Annotated in this window: 15 protein-coding genes, 1 tRNA gene and 1 pseudogene; 8 read left to right on the forward strand and 9 right to left on the reverse strand. The window is 66.2% G+C overall.

Annotation, left to right across the window (positions count from 1 at the left end; all coding sequences use genetic code 11):
* Positions 1–45 precede the first annotated feature (45 nt).
* The 4 genes from HNP02_RS27810 to HNP02_RS27825 all read left to right on the forward strand — a co-directional run bounded on the left by HNP02_RS27810 (position 46) and on the right by HNP02_RS27825 (position 3,245).
* On the forward strand, positions 46–753 hold the full coding sequence (locus tag HNP02_RS27810; RefSeq protein WP_184443861.1) for a phosphatase PAP2 family protein: 708 nt from the start codon (positions 46–48) through the stop codon (positions 751–753).
* Positions 754–771: 18 nt separating this feature from the next.
* Positions 772–1,554, forward strand: a complete 783-nt coding sequence (locus HNP02_RS27815) for a COG4280 domain-containing protein (protein WP_184443862.1) — start codon at positions 772–774, stop codon at positions 1,552–1,554.
* Complete coding sequence (locus HNP02_RS27820; RefSeq protein ID WP_184443863.1) at positions 1,551–1,772, forward strand: hypothetical protein; 222 nt, start codon at positions 1,551–1,553, stop codon at positions 1,770–1,772. The genes HNP02_RS27815 and HNP02_RS27820 overlap by 4 nt, the downstream gene beginning before the upstream one ends.
* Positions 1,773–1,841: 69 nt before the next feature.
* The gene (locus HNP02_RS27825) at positions 1,842–3,245 is read left to right on the forward strand and encodes a cell wall metabolism sensor histidine kinase WalK (protein WP_184443864.1); all 1,404 of its coding nucleotides are present in this window, start codon (positions 1,842–1,844) and stop codon (positions 3,243–3,245) included.
* Here HNP02_RS27825 and HNP02_RS27830 read toward each other — a convergent pair.
* The 5 genes and pseudogenes from HNP02_RS27830 to HNP02_RS27850 all read right to left on the reverse strand — a co-directional run bounded on the left by HNP02_RS27830 (position 3,218) and on the right by HNP02_RS27850 (position 6,969).
* Positions 3,218–3,894 (reverse strand): annotated as a pseudogene (locus HNP02_RS27830) (response regulator transcription factor). The gene HNP02_RS27825 and the pseudogene HNP02_RS27830 overlap by 28 nt on opposite strands.
* Positions 3,895–3,976: 82 nt before the next feature.
* The gene (locus HNP02_RS27835) at positions 3,977–4,417 is read right to left on the reverse strand and encodes a DUF2231 domain-containing protein (RefSeq protein ID WP_184443865.1); all 441 of its coding nucleotides are present in this window, start codon (positions 4,415–4,417) and stop codon (positions 3,977–3,979) included.
* A 35-nt stretch (positions 4,418–4,452) separates the two neighbouring features.
* The gene (locus tag HNP02_RS27840) at positions 4,453–5,667 is read right to left on the reverse strand and encodes a hypothetical protein (RefSeq protein ID WP_184443991.1); all 1,215 of its coding nucleotides are present in this window, start codon (positions 5,665–5,667) and stop codon (positions 4,453–4,455) included.
* 132 nt (positions 5,668–5,799) lie between these two features.
* Positions 5,800–5,979 carry a hypothetical protein gene (locus tag HNP02_RS27845; protein ID WP_184443866.1) on the reverse strand — a complete coding sequence of 60 codons (180 nt, stop codon included), beginning with the start codon at positions 5,977–5,979 and terminating at the stop codon, positions 5,800–5,802.
* 30 nt (positions 5,980–6,009) lie between these two features.
* Positions 6,010–6,969 carry a cutinase family protein gene (locus HNP02_RS27850; protein ID WP_184443867.1) on the reverse strand — a complete coding sequence of 320 codons (960 nt, stop codon included), beginning with the start codon at positions 6,967–6,969 and terminating at the stop codon, positions 6,010–6,012.
* Positions 6,970–8,078: 1,109 nt separating this feature from the next.
* On the opposite strand from HNP02_RS27850, the gene HNP02_RS27855 reads away from it, so the two are divergent.
* Positions 8,079–11,534, forward strand: a complete 3,456-nt coding sequence (locus HNP02_RS27855) for a serine/threonine-protein kinase (protein WP_184443868.1) — start codon at positions 8,079–8,081, stop codon at positions 11,532–11,534.
* Between the two features lie 543 nt (positions 11,535–12,077).
* On the opposite strand, the gene HNP02_RS27860 is transcribed toward HNP02_RS27855, so the two are convergent.
* The 3 genes from HNP02_RS27860 to HNP02_RS27870 all read right to left on the reverse strand — a co-directional run bounded on the left by HNP02_RS27860 (position 12,078) and on the right by HNP02_RS27870 (position 16,403).
* Positions 12,078–12,151, reverse strand: a tRNA-Met gene (locus HNP02_RS27860).
* A 128-nt stretch (positions 12,152–12,279) separates the two neighbouring features.
* A complete protein-coding gene (locus HNP02_RS27865) occupies positions 12,280–15,294 on the reverse strand; it encodes a UPF0182 family protein (protein ID WP_184443869.1) in 3,015 nt (1,004 codons plus the stop codon).
* Positions 15,295–15,380: 86 nt separating this feature from the next.
* Positions 15,381–16,403 (reverse strand): PDZ domain-containing protein, encoded by a 1,023-nt coding sequence (locus tag HNP02_RS27870; protein WP_184443870.1) that lies wholly within the window; start codon positions 16,401–16,403, stop codon positions 15,381–15,383.
* 123 nt (positions 16,404–16,526) lie between these two features.
* Between HNP02_RS27870 and HNP02_RS27875 the strand changes: the two genes are divergently transcribed.
* From HNP02_RS27875 to HNP02_RS27885, 3 genes are read left to right on the forward strand one after another with little or no spacing between them, the layout of a single operon-like run.
* On the forward strand, positions 16,527–17,867 hold the full coding sequence (locus HNP02_RS27875; RefSeq protein WP_184443871.1) for a zinc-dependent metalloprotease: 1,341 nt from the start codon (positions 16,527–16,529) through the stop codon (positions 17,865–17,867).
* Between the two features lie 58 nt (positions 17,868–17,925).
* The gene (locus tag HNP02_RS27880; RefSeq protein ID WP_184443872.1) at positions 17,926–18,768 is read left to right on the forward strand and encodes a TOMM precursor leader peptide-binding protein; all 843 of its coding nucleotides are present in this window, start codon (positions 17,926–17,928) and stop codon (positions 18,766–18,768) included.
* Positions 18,769–18,810: 42 nt separating this feature from the next.
* On the forward strand, positions 18,811–20,151 hold the full coding sequence (locus HNP02_RS27885; RefSeq protein WP_184443992.1) for an AarF/ABC1/UbiB kinase family protein: 1,341 nt from the start codon (positions 18,811–18,813) through the stop codon (positions 20,149–20,151).
* Positions 20,152–20,177: 26 nt separating this feature from the next.
* On the opposite strand, the gene HNP02_RS27890 is transcribed toward HNP02_RS27885, so the two are convergent.
* Positions 20,178–20,453 (reverse strand): WhiB family transcriptional regulator, encoded by a 276-nt coding sequence (locus HNP02_RS27890; protein ID WP_184443873.1) that lies wholly within the window; start codon positions 20,451–20,453, stop codon positions 20,178–20,180.
* Positions 20,454–20,754: the final 301 nt, after the last annotated feature.

Genomic DNA, 20,754 nt, shown 5'->3' on the forward strand with positions numbered 1-20,754 from the left:
TGGATTCTCAGCGGCCGTTCAGCGGCAACCATCGAGACTGCAGCGATGACCGACCCAACCGCCACCTGCCGGACCGTGACCCCCACGTTCATTTCGGCGGTGCTGCTGTCGCTGTTCGTCGCTCTGGGGGCCCTTGCGCATCATGCAGCGGCCGGCACCGGGTTCGACCACGAGGTGCTCGGCTGGATGGTGGACCATCGCAGGCCCGGATTGACGTGGTTGGCGATCGCGGTGACGGATGCGGGCAGTCCGGTAGCGACGGGTGTGATCGCCCTCGTCGCCGGGGCAGTGCTGTGGTGGCGCAGCGGTTCGGCCCGGCCAGCGATCTTGATCCTGGTGACGCTGGGCGCCGCGGGCGCCACCAGCACATTGACCAAGATCGTCGTCGGTGCCCATCGTCCCCCGCAGGCCATCCAACTCATCGTCGAAACCGATCGGTCGTTTCCCTCAGGGCACGTCACCGGCACCTTGGCCCTTCTTGGCGCGCTCACGGTCGTGACCAGCCAGCACGGCGGACGGGCCGCCCACGGTGCGCTGCTCGCGCTCACCGCAACCGCGACCGCATTGGTCGCCCTCACCCGCCTCTACCTCGGGGTGCACTGGGTGACCGACATCGTCGGAGGCGTGCTCCTCGGTGCCACCGCTGTGGTGCTCGCGCATCTCGCCTACCGGCGCATGATGGGATCGTCGGATACCCACGGTCGGTCAGGCCCGGCCGCGGTGTCGGGCCCGGTGCCCGCGGTCGCCGCCTAGAACGGAAGGGAGGTGTCAATGGGAAACTCAGCGCTGTTCATCGCGGTTTTCCTCGCGTGCGCCGTCGAAGCGGTCGAGGCTCTGACGATCGTTCTCGCTGCCGGCATCGGCCGGGGTTGGCGTTCGGCCATCGCGGGCCTTCTCGCCGGCTTGCTCACCCTTGCCGTGATCGTCGCCGCGCTGGGGCCTGCGGTATCAGCCATTCCGCTCGACACCTTGCGGCTCGTCGTAGGTGGGCTGTTGTTGGTGTTCGGATTGCAATGGCTGCGCAAGGCGGTTCTGCGGGCCAGCGGTAACAAGGCCCTGCACGACGAGACCGCAGCCTTTCAAGCAACGCTGGCCGCGACGCAGCACACGCAGGCGGGGTCGGGCCGCGTGGTCCCCGACTGGTATGGCTTCACACTCGCCTTCAAAGGCGTTGTCCTAGAGGGGTTGGAGGTCGTCTTCATCGCGTTGACCTTTGGGAGCAATCAGCACAACGTCGCGCTGGCCGCAGTGGCGGCGGTGGCGGCGGTGCTCGTGGTGGCCGCTGCGGGTGTGGCGGTGCGGGCGCCGCTGTCGCGGGTTCCGGAGAACAGCATGAAGTTCGTCGTCGGCATCATGCTGACCGCGTTCGGGATGTTCTGGGGAGCCGAAGGCGCTGGGGCGCAGTGGCCCGGATCGGATCTGGCATTACTCGTCCTCATTCCCGCGGTCGGCCTATACGCCCTGATCCTGGTGGCAGTGTTTCGACGGCGCCAATCTCGACCAAATGCTCTGAGCAACAGCATGTCTGACGAACAGACGGGAAAACGCGCATGATCCGCCGCATCCGCGCGTTCGGCGCCTTCTGGTACGGATTCATCGTCGGAGACGATTGGCGCGTCGCCGCGGGTGTATTCCTTGCGCTCCTGATCACCTACCTGCTCAGCCGCGCCACCACGGCCCCGACATGGTGGATCGTCGTCGTCACCGTCGCCGGACTGCTCGCGGTCAGCGTTCGCCGGGCGACCCGGCGGCCCCCTGACGCCAAGAGATGATGACTCAGTGAATACGGCGCACGAGGCTGCCGTTGGCACTGCGCGCCGCTCGCGACGAAGCGTTCCGCGATGAGATTGCCGACGGTTCGTCCGTCGGGATGGAAGGTGCGCACCCGCTCGACCGTCGTCGCGGCCGTGGTGGTGACCGTGGGTATGGCGGTGGCGTCAGCGGCGATGCTGTTGGTGCTCTATCACACGTTGCAGCAGTCGGCGCAGCAAGCCGCCGAGGCTCGCGCCGTGCAGCTCGTCGAACAGTTACGCAGTGATGCGCCAGCCGATCTCGATCCAGGCCTGCTCGGCACCGACGGCCAGGTCGGCGTCATTCAGATACTGAATCCCCGCGGCATTGTGGTGGCCTCCTCCTCCGATGCGCCGGCGACACCGCTGGTCTCCCAAACGGTGCCACCTGGTCACTCGGCGTTTCTGGGTCACGTGGAAATCGCCGGCGACAACGGCGATTACTGGATGACCGCCGACGGTGCTGACACACCGGTGGGCCCGGTGACGGTAATAGTGGGCGGTGCCCGCGAACCCGTCGAGTCGATCATCGCAACCGTTGCGGTGCTGCTGGCCGTCAGCAGTCCGCTGCTGGTGGTGTTGGTTGCGTGGGCAACCCATGTACTCGTAGGTGGGGCGCTGCGTCCGGTGGAGCAGATCCGAGCCCGGGTGGCATCGATCTCCACCGAGCATCTCGACGAGCGTGTTCCCGTGCCGCCGACCGGAGATGAGATTGCGCACCTTGCACAGACGATGAACGCGATGCTGGGCCGGGTGGAGTCCGGCCACGCCGCGCAGCGGCGGTTCGTTAGTGACGCCTCACACGAGTTGCGCAGTCCGCTGGCCACGATCAGCACGGCCCTCGACCTCGCTCATAAGCGTCCCGAGATGCTCGATACCGCGTTGATCGACGAGTCGCTGATTCCCGAGGCACGTCGGATGCGCGAACTGATCGAGGACCTGCTGCTGTTGGCCCGCGCAGACGAACACCAGCTGTCGCATCGCCCCGGCGACGTCGACCTCGACGACATCCTCAATGCCGAACACGCGCGGCTACACGGCAATTCCGTTCTGACCGTTAGGGCGTCGATCTCCGCGGTCCGCGTTACCGGTGACGCGCGCCAACTCACGCGGATGGTGCGCAATCTCGCCGATAACGCCGCCCGGCACGCGAGCAGCATCGTCGAGCTGCGCTGCGAGCTACACGGTGGTGTGGCAGTGATACGCGTCGCCGACGACGGACCCGGGATACCCCGCGAACAATGGACAAACGTATTCGGCCGTTTCGTTCGCCTAGACGCGTCGCGCACCCGAGACGCAGGCGGCAGCGGGCTGGGCCTGGCCATCGTCGCCGAAATCGTCGCCGCGCACCACGGCACCGTGCAGGTCAGTGATCGCGTCGGGGGCGGCGCATGCTTCACCGTGACGTTGCCGGCCGACATCGACAGCTACGTCGCTGCAGAGGCCAGCCGGTAACCGACACCGCGCTCGGTGTGGATGCATTGGGTGCCGAACGGCACGTCCACCTTGCGACGCAGATACCCGACGTAGACCTCGACGATGTTGTCATCGCCCTCGTAGTTGACGTCCCACACCGACTGCAGAATTTCCTGCTTGGTGACCACCGCGCCCGCATGGCGCATCAAGAACTCGAGTACCCCGTATTCGCGGGGCGTCACATCCACCTCGACGCCGCCGCGGGTGACCCGACGGCGCGCCGGGTCCAACGCCAGGTCGTCGACGGTGAGAACCGCGGGTCGCTGCGGGGCACCCCGGCGTTGCAGCGCCCGCAACCGAGCGATCAGCACCACGAACGAGAACGGCTTGACCAAGTAGTCGTCGGCACCCAGATCGAACGCGTCGGCGAGGTCGTACTCGCCGTCCTTGGCTGACAGCATCAGCACCGGTGTCCACACCGCGGCGTTGCGCAGATCACGCACGATGTCATACCCGCTCTTGGTGGGCAGCATGATGTCGAGGACAAGAACGTCGAACCCACCGCCGGAGGCTGCTCGAATCCGGCGAGCCCGTCGGGCTCCACGTCGACGACGAACCCCTCAGCGACGAGTCCGCGGCGGATGGTCTCGGCCAGCCGCGGCTCGTCTTCCACCAGCAGGATGCGCATGTCGTCCTCCACCCTGGTCGGATGTCCTTCCGGCAGTACAGCAGACCGAAGCCGTCGCCTGCGCCGCATCAAGCCGATGCCATCAGGGATTTGCCGCGGCCATCTGGTCACCCCAGGTGGCCTTTGCGCCCGAGTCACCGATTCGGTACACCTGCACCCCGGCTGCCACGCTCGCCAGGACCACGACGGCCGCGATGAGCCAGTGCAGAGCCCGTTTGACCGATTGCCCTCGACGCTCACGGATATGCGCGTAGGCGAGCAAGAGTGCGCCGACCAGTAGGCCGACGGAGAAGTAGATCATGGTGTCACCGAGTTCGGTGTGGGCGTGCAACACCGGCGACGGGCCTACGCGTTTCTCCAGCCATTCGCCGGCATCGGTCGTCAGCGGAGTCAGGATCGTGGTGCCCGCGGCCAGTGCCACGACCAGCCAGACGAGCCGCTGCCGTGCGGCCGGCCAGACGGCGCACGTGACCGCGAGGACGGCGGTCAGCGGAGCCAGTACCACGATGAAGTGCACGAGCATGGCGTGGGCGGGTCACCCATTCAAAGTTGTCATCGTCACTGAAGTCCGGTCAAAAGCGTGGTGAGTGCTTGTTTTTCGGTCGCAGGGTCGGGCTGGCCGGCCCGCAACGCGGTGAGTACGTGGTCGATCTGGCCGTCCAGCACGGTCCACCCGTTGTCGTCGAGGGGCTGCAGGGTGGCCTGGCCGTCGTCCCACGCGGTCTCGAGGTCCTTGATCCGCGCCGTCGCACCCGCCTGGTCACCGGCCTGCACCTTGGCCAGTGTGTCGGCAGTGATGGTGCGGAACTTCACCGTCTCGGCGGGCGGGAACTTCGCCGTTGCCGACTGCCCCGGGGCCAGTGTCGCGGTCACCGACGAGCCCGATTCCGCCTCACTGGCCGCCGCGACGGAGTGCGGTTGGCCGGCGGCCCAGACCAGCAGAACGCCCGTGGCGACCGCGATGACGCCGTAGTACCCGTGCATGACGCGCTCGCGGGCCGGGTGCGTGGTGACCGCAGGGGTGTTGCTCCGTTCGTGCTCTTCGATCACGTCGCTGCGGGTGACGGTGAGGTACACGACGGTGGCGAGGATCGCGGTCAGGAAGATCACGCTGGTCATCGCCGTACCCAAACCCAGGCCCTGTTGGTCGGGCGGGAAGCCCAACCAGTCACCGAGATTGGCCCCCAGCGGGCGGGTCAAGATGTAGGCCAACCAGAACGACAACACCGCGTTGGCGCCCAGCCGCCAGCCGATCACGACCGCGACGATCAGGCCAGCCGGCAACAGCACCGAAATACCCGGTCCCCAGCCGGTGAGCTCCAGGATCCAGTCACCCGATGCGGTACCCAGGGCGAAGGTGACCAGAATCGCCAGCCAGTAGAAGCACTCCCGTGGCAGCGTGACGATGCTGTGGATCGACAACGTCCGCTCCCGGGCCCACCACACCCCGAAGACCACGGCCAGTACCGCCGCGAACACGCTGGTGCTCAGGGCCAGCGGCACCTGCAGGTCATCGGTGAGGATGTCGGTGTACAGCGTGCCCGTCACGCTGACCACCACGACGGTGAGCCAGTACACGAACGGCACGTAGCGGGTCAGGCTCAACTGCCACCCCAGCACCGCGACGAGTACAGCGGTGAAGATCAGCGCGGTCGCGTTGAGGCCAAGGCCCAACGTCATGTTGATCCAGTCGGCGAAGCTCTCACCCACGGTGGTGCACAGGATCTTGATGATCCAGAACCACACCGTGATCTCGGGAACCTTGCTCAACATCGCCCGCCCGGTTGTGGCGGCAGTTGCACTCGTCTTAGTCACAACGCTGGACGGTATCGACGGGTCGCTGAACGAACGCTGAGACGGTTGATTCGGCTCGCGGGGACAGGATTCGAACCTGCGACCTCTGGGTTATGAGCTGCGTTCCATGCGCTTGAGCGGTGATGCCGGGTCGCATATACGCTGCTCAGTGGCGGTAGGCAGCCGCAGCCATTGCGCCGGATTGCACCGTTGCAAGCCTTTTTCGCCGACGGCAACGGCTTCATCGGCCATGTCCTGCAGCGGAATTCCCCGACAGAGGGTGGCGAGCATGATGCTCGAGACACCGCGGTAGAGCGCGCGCTAAGCCAATCCAGGTCCAGGAGACGACGGTGTAGACCCATTCCCAGGGGCGGACGTGGGTTGTTGCGAGCCATCCGTCGGCAACTGCGAGAGGGACGGTGCCGACGGAACAGACTCTGGCGGCTGAAGTCCATACCCCGACTGCGGGCCGGGCAGTGGGCCATAGACCGGCGACTGCGGGCCGGGCGGTGGGCCATAGACCGGCGACTGCGGGCCGTACACCGGCGACTGCGAGCCGTAGCCGGGCACCGACTGGGCCGACCCCGCCAGAAGCGCGGCCGCAACGAAGGCCGCAGCCTGGTCGGTGTACTCGGGGACATAGCCCTGCGTGTGCCCGCTCCAAGCGTTGCCCGGACCTGCGTGACAAATCGGGTCGCTGGGGTTGCAGAGGTCGATCGCCTTGGCACTGAGCGGCGAATTCTGGGTCGGTGGCGGTCCGTCGGTGCGGTCGGCCACATTTCCGAAAGTAGCAACCGCCGCAATGTTTTTCATGTACTCAGGTGGTAGAGGATCGCCCCAGTTGATACCGGAGAAACCGGCCACGATGTTGACCACACTCGCACCTTGCGAGTAACCACCCAAGACGATCTTGGTGTTGGGACACGAAGACACGGTGGATTTGATGTGGGAAATCGCGTCTTTGGCGCCATCGCCGCCGTGCCGCTGAGTGATGGTGGCTTTGTAGTTCACCGCGTAGGCCCTGATGTTCAGGCCGTCGGTCTGCTGGCGTAGCGAATCGACGAGGGCATCGCCGACCCGGCCCATACCGGGTGGCTCGTCGGTGCCACGAGCGAAGACCACCTCGGCGTCGGGACAATCGTCGGCAGCTGCCACAGCCGCTGTGTCGGGGATGACGATCGGGGCCGAGAGGGCCAGTAGCGCCGACGCGCCCAGGCCGACCCAGCGAAGCGCCGCCCGCGCACTGACCGCGCGGCAGCTACGTACGCGGTGGATCGACATCCTGGAATCATACTCGGAGGCCGAGCGAATTAGGCTCCCGCGACCTGCGGATGGACTCCATGCGGGTGCCGACATACAGATCCCATGCTCGGCGAAACCGATGTCCAGCAAAACCCTGCGTCGAATGTTGGCGACCGAGCACAGGCGACCCCGTCGACGTCGTCACGCCGGACGTCCCCGCCGCTAGAGCCATCGCGTGACCCGTCACGACAACGATTCAACCGCCGCTATCGACTCGGCTGCCAAACCTAGCGAAGACGGTGACACCGTTGGTCGCCCTCGGTTTGGCTCCCAGAGCGTCTAGACCGCCACCATGGTGCCGACCGACACGCACGGTGCCAGCGTCCCGCAGAACCCGACAGCAATGGCTGGAGTTCGATACGCATCCGCGCGCAACCAGCAGTTCAACCAACGCTCAGCGCGGGTCCAACGGTCGGCGCGATCAGCATGCCTCGGAGATTCGGCAGGCCCGCGGCGACTTGACGCAATTCGCGCGCCGCCAGACTTCGGTCAGGTCCAGCCAATGTGACGACATCCAGACGGCAATACATCGCCAAATCGCTGGCTTCGGCGAGCGTCGCCCGTCGTCGGTGCTCAATCATCGGTGGCGCCTTCGTGCCACCATGCCAAAGACGTCGTTTCGTGGCGCAGCGTGTGCTCGGTCCGCCAGATTGTCGCCAAATCCGGTGCAGACCACAGGAAAAGCATGGCGTTGGCGTTCTCGGCAGACATGAAAACGGCCCCCGGAGAAATCTCCGGGGGCGTTTCATCTAGTAGCGGGGACAGGATTCGAACCTGCGACCTCTGGGTTATGAGCCAACCGGTGACCGTCTTGCGTCGCCGCCCGCGTCCCAGACTTGCAGGTCACGACTGATTGCGCGTCCAAGTCATCGCGCCACGTTTCACGCCATCTCGGCAGTGGCGCCACCTTTTGTTCCCAAATCCGTTTCCGATGTGTCCACGATGCTGGGCTACGATCCTGGGCCGAAATGATTTCGATCCGCCCGGCACTCGCTTGGTCATCGGCCATCGCCCCATGACCGTTCGGCTTATGCTCAGGTTGGGTGGCCATGGGGCTGCCATGGCGCCGGTGCAGTACGGGGCGAGCGATGGTCAGCAGCGACCCCCTGCCGACGCAGGGCGATATGCACGCCGGGGTACCGGCGGAGTTGGTGGCTGCCGGTTTCGACGATCCCGAGGAGATCGGCCGAGGCGGGTTCGGCGTGGTGTATCGGTGCAACCAGCGCGAGCTTGATCGCACTGTCGCGGTGAAAGTGCTGACCGCGTATCTCGAGCCGGAGAACCTGGAGCGATTCGTGCGCGAGCAGGTCGCGATGGGCAAACTGTCCGGGCATCCGCACATCGTCAACATCTTCCAGGTCGGGACGACCGCCACCGGCCGGCCATACATCGTGATGCAGTACCACCCGCACGGTTCGTTGGAGACCAAGATTCATGACAACGGGCCGGTCGGGTGGGCCGACGCGCTGCACATCGGCGTCAAGGTCGCCGGCGCGTTGGAAACCGCGCACCGGCGGAAGATGCTCCATCGCGACGTCAAGCCGGCGAACATCCTGCTCACCGAATACGGCGAACCGCAGCTGACGGACTTCGGGATTGCCCGCATCATCGGCGGGTTCGAGACCGCGGACGGCGCGGTCACGGGTTCGCCGGCGTATACGGCGCCGGAGGTGCTAATCGGCCAAACCCCGGACGTGAGCTCGGATGTCTACAGCCTGGCGTCGACGTTGTTCTGCACCGGCACGGGTCACGCGGTATTCGAGCGTCGCAAGGGCGAGCAGATGGTCGCCCAGTTTCTCCGGATCACCAGGCACCCGATGCCGACCCTGCGAGACTCCGGCCTGCCGACCGATGTGTGCGCGGTGATCGAGCAGGCGATGTCGCGCGATATCGAGGACCGGCCGGCGACCGCGGAGGCCTTCGGGGAGCAGTTGCGCGACGTGCAACGGCGGCATGGCCTGCCGGTCGACGACATGCCCGTGCCGATAAGTGCGCCGACGATCCGGTACAACCCCACGCGGTCGCCGGCCACGCCATCCGGCAGCTACCCGGCGCGGGTGGTGACACCGCCGACACCGGCAACCCGGTTCCAACAACCCGTGTCGACGAAGGCGTTGGTGGACCGCGCGCGCTTGATCGACGTGCTACGAGAACAGGTCAAGAAGCTCACGGTGATCCACGGGCCAACCGGCTTCGGGAAGAGCACGCTTGCCGCCCAATGGGCGAAGGTGCTGACCGCCGAAGGCGTCGCGGTGGCCTGGTTGACCGTCGACCACGACGACAACAACGTGGTCTGGTTTCTGTCTCATCTGATCGAGGCCATCCGCGCGGTGACGCCCACGCTGGCGACCGAGCTCGCCGGCGTCTTGGAGGAGCACGGCGACGAGGCCGAACGTTATGTCCTGACCTCGTTGATCAACGAGATCCATCAGAGTGGCACGCGCATGACGCTGGTGATCGACGACTGGCAGCGCGTCACCGACCCGGCGACCATCGCGGCGCTGCGCTACCTTCTCGATAACGTCGCTGCCGGCCTGAGCGTGGTGGTGACAAGCCGCAGCCAGAGCGGCCTGCCGATGAGCCGGATGCGGATGCAGAACGAACTTCTTGAAATCGACGCCACCGCATTGCGTTTCGACGTGGCCGAATCGGAGAACTTTCTGGTCGACCTAAGTGGCCTGGACCTGGACCACGCCGACGTCGAAGAGCTCACCACCAAGACGGACGGCTGGGTGGCGGCACTCCAGCTGGCGTCGTTGTCGCTGCGCGGCCGCGACGATCCTGTCCGGCTCATCGGCACGATGACCGGCCGCCACCACGCGATCAGCGAATTTCTCGTCGAGAACGTACTCGACACCCTGGAACCGTCGATGCTCGACTTCCTGCTGGCCACATCGATCACCGAGCGCATCTGCGGGGACCTGGCGACGACACTGACCGGTGTGCCGGACGGGCAGGCGATGCTCGAACAGGTCGAGGAGCGCGACTTGTTCCTGCGCCGGATCGACGAGCAGTGGTTCCGCTACCACCAATTGTTCCTCGACTTCCTGCGGCACCGGCTCGGTCGTGATGAACCCGAGCGGGTCGAGCGGTTGCACCGCGTGGCGTCGACGTGGTTCGCCGAGCACCGCCTGGTCAGCGAGGCGGTCGATCACGCGCTGGCCGCCGGCGATGACCAGCGGGCGGTGCAGCTCGTCGAGAATGACGGCATCTACTTGGTGGCGAATTCCCAAATGGCCACGCTGATCGGGCTGGTGGGCAAGCTTCCGGCCGCCGCCGTGCATTCGGATCCGCGGGTGCAGCTCGCCCTGGGTTGGGCCAACATCGTGCTGCACCGGATTCCAGCTGCCGAACAGGCACTGGCCCTCATGGAATCCCGGCTCGGGTCGTGCGACCTCGACGACGAAGAAATCGCAGACCTTCGCGCGGAAGGCGGGGTTGTGCGGGCGGTTGCCGATCTGCGCTCGGACCGGCTCGCAGGCATCGACGAGCACATCGCGCCCTGCCTGGCACGTCGAGATCACCTGCGTCCGTTCGCCGTAGGCGTGGCCGCCACCGTGGCGACCTTCGCCGCCGCCTATCGTTACGACCTCGACGAAGTGAACCGAATCCAGGCGTGGGCGGCGCCGTACGCCGAACACAACCGGGACAACTTCAACATTGTGCACGGACTCTGCTACTCAGGCCTTGCGCACCGATTGATGCTCGACATACCGGCGGCGGAGGCATGCTTGCGCAAGGCTCTCAAGATCGCCAAGCGGTCCGGCGGCAGCCACTCCTACACCGCTCGGCTGGCGAGTTCGGCACTGGGCGAATTGCTCTACGAGCGAGGCGATCTCGACGAGGCCAGCCGCCTGCTCGAGGAGGGCTACAAACTCGGCCCCGAGGGTGGCTCGGTCGACTTCAAGATCGCCCGCTACGTGATCGCCGCAAGGATCAAGGCGCTTCAGGGCGACCGGTTTGCGGCCGGTCAACGGCTTGACGAGGCCGCCCGGGTGGCGCAGGCACTATCACTGAACCGGTTGCGGGCGATGGCGGAGCATGAACGCACCCGCCTCGGGCTTGCGCCATATCCGGGATCTGATTCGTGGCCGCCGACGTCCTACGAATTACGCCGCCAACCGGTTGACGCGATCGACGAGATCACCCTGCAGTTTGAAGAGGCCTCGGCAATCCGGATCCTGATGGACGCCGGTGATCCGGAAAAGAGGGAACTTGCCTGCCGGTGGGCGCAGGAGTGGGTCGATCGAACCGCGACGCCGAACCGCCCTCAAGCGTTGTTACGGGCGCGTCGGCTGCTGGGCGCCAGCCTTTCGGCCGCCGGGCGTGTCGATGAGGCGAAGGCCACGATCGCGGTCGTCGCGGCGCAGTGCGCACAGTTGCGGATGGTGCGTTACCTCGTCGACGGCGGTCCGTACGTCGCCGCAACGCTGTTGGAGCTACGTGCCGACCAGCGATCCGCCCGGTGGCAGCCCCAATGGCCGGACGTCCCGGCCGATTTCCTCGACCAGGCGATCAACGCGCAAGTGGTGCAGCGCATCTGACCGCGTACCCCTCCCGACACCGACCGTGACCGCCGCGGCGGCGACGGCCCCGCCAACGACAGCCCGGTGGCGTCAATGTCCTGGCGGCACGCGCGCGATTCACGTAAATGCGGCCAACCGCCTGGCCGTCTGTCTGCATACGGCACCGCTGCGACTGCGGCTGGCGTCACGTGCCCTGTCTCTTGCGCGCTCGTCTGCCGCGCGGACGGTCCGACGCCATGCCCGGTGTTCGGCATGTCGACGCAGCACGGCTGTCCTTCGTCGTTGCATGACGTGCTGGACGTAGTGGGCAGTGCGCTGTTGGTGGAGCGTGCGTCGACGTCGTCCCAACCTGAGACGAACGGTGTCGCGCGATGACCGCGTCTCGCGTCACGGGCGTCGATGAACGGTCTCCAAGACTTATAGGTCGTTACTGGGGCGATGTTCCCAATCGGTTCCCGCTGAGTCGTTAGCTTTGCGAATGTTCCCAATCGTGTTCCCAATGGCCACAAAAAGGCCCCCAGAGTCTCCTCTGGGGGCCTTTTTCCGCTGCTAGCGGGTTAGTAGCGGGGACAGGATTCGAACCTGCGACCTCTGGGTTATGAGCCCAGCGAGCTACCGAGCTGCTCCACCCCGCGACGGGTAAACACAAGGTTACCGAAGGACCGGCTGCCTACCAAATCGGCTCCTGACCAGCCGCGAGCGCGCGCAGAATGCTGCTGTTTCCCGGTGCGTCGGGGTACAGACACGCGCGCTCGCGGACAAGCTACTTCGCGTTCTGATATTTGGCGACCGCGTCGTCGAGCTTCTGCAGCGCTGCTCCGTAGGCGGCGAAGTTGCCGCCCTGCTGGGCCGTACGGAGCCCATCGAGCGCAGAATTGATGTCCTGCAGGGCAGCGGCTTTCGCGGCCGACAGCTCTATCGCACCACCCGGCACCGCCGCAACGGGCGTCGGTACCTCGGGCGCTCGGCCCTGCTGCTCCGGTCCAGGTGACGCGGCAGGCGGTGCGACGTTGCCCGCCTGCGGCGCCGCAGGCGGGGTTCCCGGCCCTCCCGCGACCGGTGCAGGCCCCGTGGCCGTGGCGCCAGCGCCGGCCCCGAAGAGCTCGTCGAGCGCGTCGCTGACGGTCGGGCCGTAGCCCACCTTGTCGTTGTACATCATCGCCACGCGGATCAGTCGGGGGTACGACGATGCCGCGTCACTGGCCCCTGGCGAGGCGTACACCGGCGCAACGTAGAGCAGACCACCCTGAGCCACGGGCAGCGTCAACAAGTTGCCCCAGCGGATCCGGTTCTGATTGTCACGCCCGATCACACCGAGGTCCTGGCTGACCGCGGTGTCGGTACTGATCGCGTTGAACGCCAGCTTCGGTCCGTTGACCTGAGTCGGAATGGTCAGCACCGTGATCTTGCCGTACGTAGCCGGATCGGAACTGGCACTGATGTAGGCCGCCAGGAAGTCTCGGCGGAACCGGTTCATCGCGCTGGTCAACTGGAAGGACGCCGAACTGTCGTTCTGCGCAATGTCCTTGGCGACGATGTAGTACGGCGGCTGATAACTGCTCGCGGTCGGGTTCGGGTCGAGCGGCACGTCCCAGAAGTCCGAGGTGGAGAAGAACGTCACCGGATCGTTGACGTGGTACTTCGCCAACAGCGAGCGCTGCACCTTGAACAAGTCCTCCGGGTACCGCAGGTGCGCAGCAAGATCCGGCGAGATGTCACTCTTCGGCTTCACCGTCCCAGGGAACACGCTCTCCCATGCCTTGAGCACCGGATCCTGCTCGTCCTGCGCATACAGCGTCACGGTGCCGTCGTAGGCGTCGACGGTGGCCTTCACCGAGTTGCGGATGTAGGACACCTGCTTGTCGAGCTGAAGCCGGTTGAGCGCCACCTCGCTGGAGTCCGCCGTGGCCGACGACAGCGACGTCAACTCCGAGTACGGATAGTTGTCCAACGTGGTGTAGCCGTCGACGATCCACACCAGCTTCTTGTTCACGATGGCCGGGTACACACTGCTGTCGGTGGTCAGCCACGGCGCCACCGCCTCCACCCGTGCGGCTGGATCACGATTGAACAAGATCTTGCTGTTGGATCCGATGACGTTGGAGAACAAGAAGTTTCGTTCGGCGAACTTCACCGCGAACACCGAGCGCGAGAACCAGTTCCCGAGCGGCACCCCTCCAGAGCCGGTGTAGGTGTAGTTCTTGGTCTCGGTGTTGGTCTCGTAGTCGTACTCGCGATCGGTGCCGTTCCTGCCGACGATTGCGTAGTCGTCGGTCGCCCCGGCGATGATCGGGCCGTAGTAGATGCGGGGCTGATCCAGTGGCGCAGGGCCTGGCGTAACCACGGTGCCGTTGGCGCCGACCACGCTGGCGAGGAACTCCGGATAGCCGCCGTTCTGGTTCGGATCGTTGGCGACGCCGCGCACCGTGTTGGCCGGCGAGGCGATGAACCCGTTGCCGTGGGTGTACACGCTGTGCCGGTTGATCCAGTCACGCTGGTTGTCGATCAGCCTGTCGGGGTTGAGTTCCCGCGCCGCGACGACGTAGTCGCGCAGGTTGCCGTCGGGTCCGTCGTACCGGTCGATCGACAGCTGGTCGGGGAACGAGTAGAAGTTCTTGCCCTGCTGGAACTGCGTGAACGCCGGGGCGACGATCGTCGGATCGAGCAAGCGGATGTTCGACGTCGTCGCACGATCAGCAGCCACCTGCTGTGCGGTGGTGTTGCTGTTGCCGCTGTAATCGCGGTAGGTGACGTTCTTGTCGGTCAGTCCGTAGGCATCCCGGGTCGCGGTGATGCTGCGACTGATGTACTCGCTTTCCTTCTGCGCCGCATTGGGTTTGACGCTGATCTGCTCGACGACCAGCGGCCAGCCCGCGCCGACGATCAGCGAGGACAACAGCAACAGCACCACGCCGATGGCAGGAATGCGCAAGTCGCGCAACACGATCGCCGAGAACACCGCGACCGCGCAGATCACCGCGATGGCCAGCAAGATCAGCTTGGCAGGCAGCACCGCATTGATGTCGGTGTAGCCGGCGCCGGTGAACGGCTTGCCGCCCCTGGTGTGGCTGAGCAGCTCGTAGCGGTCGAACCAGTAGGCGACCGCCTTGAGCAGAATCAGTGTGCCGACCAACGAGATTAGCTGGATGCGCGCAGAACGGCTCAACGCCCCGGTGCGACCGGAAAGCCGGATGCCCCCGAACAGGTAGTGGCCCAACAGGTTGGCGACGAACGCCAGGAACGTCGCCACGAACAGGTAGCTCAACACCAGCCGGTAGAACGGCAGGTCGAACGCGTAGAAACCGAGGTCCATCCCGAACTGCGGGTCGGTGACCCCGAAGCTTCCGCCGTGCAGGAACAGCTGCACCTTCACCCAGCTGGCCTGGGCGACGATGCCCGCGAGCACCCCGATGAACACCGGGATTCCGATGCCGAACAGCCGGAGCCGGGCCATCGCCGCGGTGCGGTACCTGGCCACCGGATCGTTCGGACCGGCGGTCGGGACGAAGACCGGCCGCGTCCGGTACGCCAGCGCCAACGCGCCGAACACCACGGAACCGATCACCAGTGCGCCGACCAGGAAGACGACCAGCTTGGTGGCCAACACGGTGGTGAACACCGAGCGGTAGCCGAGCTCGCCGAACCACAGCCAGTTCACATAGGTGTCGACCAGCGGGCCTGAGCCCAAGGCCAACAGGACGCCGACCAATGCAATGGCGATCAGAATCCGGCTACGCCGCGTCAGCTTCGGCATCCTCGCCGCGGGCCGCATACCCACTCGTCAACTCCGCTCTCGGGTGTCTACAACGTCCACGTCTGGGTTCGACGTGCCACAACTCTACGCACTGGTCGCCAAGGGAATTCTCAGCAATGGGGAGGTTCGCCACCGGCGGAAACCGCGTGCAACGCATCGACCGCCGAAGTCAGGGTGTCGACCTTGATCAACTGCAGGCCATCGTCGTGCGCGGAGCGCGCCTCGTCACAGTTGTCCGCAGGCACCAGGAAGATCGTCGCGCCCGCCTCCTGCGCGGCGATCATCTTGTGGGTGATGCCGCCGATGGGGCCGACCTTGCCGTCGCCGCCGATCGTGCCGGTGCCCGCAACGAACTTGCCGCCGTTCAGGTCGCCCGTGGTGAGCTTGTCGACGACGGCGAGGCTGAACATCAGGCCCGCCGACGGTCCGCCGATGTTGGCGAGGTTGAAGTCGATCTTGAAGTCGGCCCACGGCGCGTCCCGCACACCGACGCCGAGGAAGCCGTAGTCACGATCCTTGTTCTCGCCCAAGGTGATCGTGGTCGTGCCGATCCCGTCGCCCTTGCGGCGGTAGTCGATCACCATCTGGTCGCCGGGTTTGGTGGCCTTCAACAGCGCGGTGAACTCGTCGAGGTTGGCGACGGGCTTGTTGTCGACCATGTCGACGGCGTCGCCCGCCTGCAGCTTGCCCGCCGACGGCCCTGGGTCGGTGACGTTCTCGACGGTGACCGCCTCCGGGTACTTCAGGTAGGACAACGCGGCGTACTCGGCGTTGTCCTCGGAGCGCTGGAAGTCGCTGTTGTTGTTCTTGTCGATCTCGTCCTTGGACTTGTCCGGCGGATAGACGAGATCCCTGGGCACCAGCTGATCGCGACCCGACATCCACAGCGCCAGCGCCTCACCGAGCGTGATCCCGTCGCTCTGGGACACGGTGGTCATGTTGAGGTGCCCCGAGGTGGGATAGACCTTGGTCCCCTCGATGTCGACGACCTGCTTGCCGTCGACCTCGCCGAGCGTGTCGAACGTCGGCCCCGGACCCAGCGCCACGAACGGCACGGCCACTGCCGACAGCAGTAGACCGAACGTCACGATCGGCACCAGTGCCACCGCCAGGGTGAGAATCCGCCTGTTCACGACGCCCACATTAAGGCTCTGCGCAGCCAAGCCCCCGGTCGCTGCGCTCCAGGCGGGCGAATATTCACTCTCAGCGTGACCCGCATGCCGACGTGGGGCCCCCATGGTGAGTACCGTTGAAGCATGTCTGACCTGCCCTTCGGCTTCTCCTCCGGAGACGACCCCGACCGCGACAAGCCCAAGAAGGACCCCAATCCGGGCTCGCAGCCGGATCCGTTCGGATTCGGCGGGGCCGGATTCGACATGTCCGACCTGGGCCAGATCTTCACCAAGCTCGGCGAGATGTTCAGCGGCGGCAACGTGATGGGCGGCGGCTCGCAGTCCGGCCCGGTGAACTACGACCTCGCCCGTCAGCTGGCGTCCAACTCGATCGGCTTCGTCAAGCCGATCCCCGAGGCCACGGCCATCGCCATCGCCGATGCCGTCCACCTGGCCGAGACGTGGCTGGACGGCGTGACGCCGCTACCCGCAGGCACCACCAAGTCGACGGCGTGGACACCCAGCGACTGGATCGACAACACGCTGGACACCTGGAAGCGGTTGTGCGATCCGGTGGCCGAGCAGATCTCAGGAGTGTGGGCGTCGACGCTGCCCGAGGAGGCCAAGAGCATGGCCGGCCCCCTGCTGGCGATGATGTCCCAGATGGGCGGCATGGCGTTCGGATCGCAACTCGGCCAGGCCCTTGGCACTCTGTCGCGAGAAGTGTTGACCTCCACCGACATTGGACTGCCGCTTGGCCCCAAGGGAGTGGCCGCGCTGATGCCCGACGCGATCGAGACGCTCGCCGAGGGCCTCGAGCAACCGCGCAGTGAGATCCTGACGTTCCTGGCCGCCCGCGAGGCGGCGCACCACCGGTTGTTCACCCACGTGCCGTGGCTGTCGAGCCAGTTGCTCAGCGCCGTCGAGGCGTTCGCACGGGGTATGAAGGTCGACACCAGCGGGCTCGAGGAATTCACCCGCGGCTTCAATCCGGAATCGCTTGCCGATCCCTCGGCCATGGAGCAGCTGCTCAACCAGGGCATCTTCGAGCCGAAGGCGACACCCGAGCAGGTCGCGGCGCTGGAACGGCTCGAGACGCTGCTCGCGCTCATCGAAGGATGGGTGCAGACCGTCGTGAACGACGCCCTCGGCGACCGCATTCCCGGCACGTCGGCGCTGAGCGAGATGCTGCGCCGCCGCCGCGCCACCGGCGGCCCCGCCGAGCAGACGTTCGCCACCCTCGTCGGGCTGGAGCTGCGGCCGCGCAAGCTGCGCGAGGCTGCGGCGCTGTGGGAGCGACTGACCGAGGCCATCGGCTCCGACGCCCGCGACGCCGTCTGGCAGCACCCGGATCTGCTGCCGCGTGCCGAGGACCTCGATGAGCCCGCCGCGTTCATCGACAGCCTCGTCGGCGGTGACACCAGCGGGATCGAGCAGGCGATCGCCGACCTGCAGAACGACGAGGACAAGCGCACCGACGACTAGCGCGCAGGCCTGTGGATAACTAAAACGCCAAGGCCGTCGCGCGTGGCACAGTCGTCGGATGACGCGGTATGCACTCGATCCGGCGATGCCGGTGCTGATGCGCCCCGACGGCGCCGTTCAGGTGGGCTGGGATCCTCGGCGCGCCCTGCTGGTCCGCCCGCCGGACGGATTGTCCACCGCTGCCCTCGTCGACCTGCTGCGCGTCATGCAGTCCGGCATCGCGCTGGCCGATCTGCAGGCCCTCGCGGTGAACCGGGGTGTTGCGGACGCGGAAGCCGTTGCCGACCTCGTCGCCTCCCTGGTCGGCGCGGGGGTCGTGACGACCGCACCCCCGCCTGCACGCTCGGCGTCCATCCGCATCCATGGCCGCGGGCCGCTGTCCGATCTGCTGGCCGGGGCGCTGCGATGCTCGGGCGCCAGGGTCCGACACAGCAACCTCAGCCACGCAGGCGTCCGGCCTGGCACCACCGATTTGGTGGTGCTGTCGGACTATCTGGTCAGCGATCCCCGCGTGCTCCGGGACCTGCACGACGCCAGGGTGCCGCATCTGCCGGTCCGCGTACGGGATGGCACCGGCCTGGTGGGCCCGCTGGTCATCCCCGGCATGACGAGTTGTCTGCGCTGCGCTGACCTGCATCGCAGCGACCGCGACGCCGCCTGGCCCGCGCTGGCCGCCCAACTGCGCGACGCCGTCGGCAGCGCCGACCGGGCCACCATGCTGGCCACCGCGGCACTGGCGCTGAGCCAGGTCGACCGCGTCATCAAGGCGATCCGCGACGCGGGCGACCCCAGAAGGGCAGGCGATCCACCGCCCACCCTCGACACCACCCTTGAGGTGGACGTCAGGACCGGTTCGACGGCCAGCCGACGCTGGTCGCGGCACCCGCGCTGCCAGTGCTGACAACGTTTGTGCGTATGTTGTGGACGGGTGTTCAGCATCGTCATGGATGATGGTCGGGTGGCAGACATCAAACGTGGCCGAGCTGCGCGCAATGCCAAGCTGGCGTCCCTTCCCGTCGGCATCGCCGGCCGGGCTGCGCTCGGCCTCGGAAAGCGCCTGACCGGCTCGTCGAAGGACGAGGTCAATGCCGAGCTGATGGACAAGGCCGCCCAACAGCTGTTCACCGTCCTTGGTGAGCTCAAGGGCGGCGCGATGAAGGTCGGCCAGGCGTTGTCGGTCATGGAGGCCGCCATCCCCGAGCAGTACGGCAAGCCCTATCGCGAGGCGCTGACCAAGCTGCAGCGGGAAGCGCCGCCGCTACCTGCGGAGAAGGTGCACAGGGTGCTCGACGCGCAACTGGGCACCAAGTGGCGGGAGCGGTTCACCTCGTTCGACGACACGCCCGTGGCGTCGGCCAGCATCGGCCAGGTGCACAAGGCCGTGTGGTCGGACGGCCGCGAGGTCGCGGTCAAGATCCAGTACCCCGGCGCCGACGAGGCGCTGCGCGCCGACCTGAAGACCATGAAGCGGATGATCAGCGTGCTTCGGCAGCTGTCCCCCGGCGCCGATGTCCAGGGCGTGGTCGACGAGCTGATCGAACGCACCGAGATGGAACTGGACTACCGGCTGGAGGCCGACAACCAGCGCGCCTTCGCCAAGGCCTACGAAGGCCATCCGCGTTTCGTCGTGCCTCACATCGTGGCCAGCGCGCCCAAGGTCGTCATCCAGGAATGGATCGAGGGCATCCCGATGTCGGTGATCATCCGCGAGGGCACGCCCGAACAGCGCGACCTGATGGGGAGCCGTTTGTTCGAGCTGACCTACGACGCACCGCGGCGGCTCGGAGTGATGCACGGCGACGCGCATCCCGGGAACTTCATGCTGCTGCCTGACGAGAAGATGGGCGTCATCGACTTCGGGGCGGTTGCCCCGCTGCCCGACGGAATTCCGATCGAGATCGGTCTGGCGACCCGCTACGCGCTCAAGGACGACTACGACAACCTGCTGACGACGATGCAGAAGATCGGGTTCATCCAGAAGGGTGAGCAGGTGTCCAAGCGCGAGATGGACGACATGATGAAGCAGTACGTGGAACCGCTCGAGGTCGAGGTGTTCCACTACACGCGTAAGTGGCTGCAGCGGATCACCGCCATGAACATGAAGCCCGACCGTGCCGCAGGCCAGATCAGGGCCGCGCGGCAGATGGATGTGCCTGCGAAGCTGGCGATTCCGTTGCGCGTGATCGCGTCGAACGTCGCGATCGCCTGCCAGCTCGACGCGCACATTCCAACGAGAGCCCTTGCCACAGAACTGATTCCGGGGTTCGCCGACGAGGCTGCCTGACGACTTACGTCAGGCAGCCCCGTCCGCTACGCCGCAGCGGGGTTCTCGGCCGGGTTCTTGCGCGGGCGGCCACGTGGACGCTTGTGCGCCACGACGCTCCCGCGGTCGATGATCTCGCCGCCCCAGACTCCCCAAGGCTCTTGACGTTCCAGTGCCAACGTCAGGCACTCACGCCGGATCGGGCACTCTACGCACAGCGCCTTGGCTTGCTCCAGTTCGGTGGGGCTCTCGGCGAACCACAAGTCTGGATCGCCGACATGACACGGTACGGTCAGCCTTCCGCGGCATGTCCGGACTGACATGTCTCTCCTGCTTCCTGGTCGTAACTACTTCTTCTTTGGCCATCTGTCTTCTGATGGATCCTCAGACCAGGTTTCGGGAGTTCCGAAAACAATGGCCACGGATCCGGTATGTCGGGTCCGTGGCCTTTTCGGCTTCGAGGGCTTACCTAGGTGGTGCCTCGATTCACGGACGCGACGGTCGCGGCGGCGGCATGCCGGCGGCGCGTGGGCGGCGTAATCGCCTGCGCGCCGCTCACGGCGTATGCCGAAGCGGGATGCGCCGCGGCAGCGGCCGACCCAGAGACCCGGAGGGTCCACGACA

The sequence above is a fragment of the Mycobacterium sp. AZCC_0083 genome, from assembly GCF_014202335.1.
GTDB lineage: Bacteria > Actinomycetota > Actinomycetes > Mycobacteriales > Mycobacteriaceae > Mycobacterium.

Bases quoted from the DNA above. Each gene is read 5' to 3' on its own strand.
- HNP02_RS27825 (WP_184443864.1), top strand. From the start codon at position 1,842: ATGAGATTGCCGACGGTTCGTCCGTCGGGATGGAAGGTGCGCACCCGC.
- HNP02_RS27845 (WP_184443866.1), bottom strand. From the start codon at position 5,979: ATGCTCGCCACCCTCTGTCGGGGAATTCCGCTGCAGGACATGGCCGAT.
- HNP02_RS27835 (WP_184443865.1), bottom strand. From the start codon at position 4,417: ATGCTCGTGCACTTCATCGTGGTACTGGCTCCGCTGACCGCCGTCCTC.
- HNP02_RS27875 (WP_184443871.1), top strand. From the start codon at position 16,527: ATGTCTGACCTGCCCTTCGGCTTCTCCTCCGGAGACGACCCCGACCGC.
- HNP02_RS27840 (WP_184443991.1), bottom strand. From the start codon at position 5,667: ATGTTGAGCAAGGTTCCCGAGATCACGGTGTGGTTCTGGATCATCAAG.
- HNP02_RS27815 (WP_184443862.1), top strand. From the start codon at position 772: ATGGGAAACTCAGCGCTGTTCATCGCGGTTTTCCTCGCGTGCGCCGTC.
- HNP02_RS27890 (WP_184443873.1), bottom strand. From the start codon at position 20,453: ATGTCAGTCCGGACATGCCGCGGAAGGCTGACCGTACCGTGTCATGTC.
- HNP02_RS27850 (WP_184443867.1), bottom strand. From the start codon at position 6,969: ATGTCGATCCACCGCGTACGTAGCTGCCGCGCGGTCAGTGCGCGGGCG.
- HNP02_RS27810 (WP_184443861.1), top strand. From the start codon at position 46: ATGACCGACCCAACCGCCACCTGCCGGACCGTGACCCCCACGTTCATT.
- HNP02_RS27880 (WP_184443872.1), top strand. From the start codon at position 17,926: ATGACGCGGTATGCACTCGATCCGGCGATGCCGGTGCTGATGCGCCCC.
- HNP02_RS27885 (WP_184443992.1), top strand. From the start codon at position 18,811: ATGGATGATGGTCGGGTGGCAGACATCAAACGTGGCCGAGCTGCGCGC.
- HNP02_RS27855 (WP_184443868.1), top strand. From the start codon at position 8,079: ATGGTCAGCAGCGACCCCCTGCCGACGCAGGGCGATATGCACGCCGGG.
- HNP02_RS27820 (WP_184443863.1), top strand. From the start codon at position 1,551: ATGATCCGCCGCATCCGCGCGTTCGGCGCCTTCTGGTACGGATTCATC.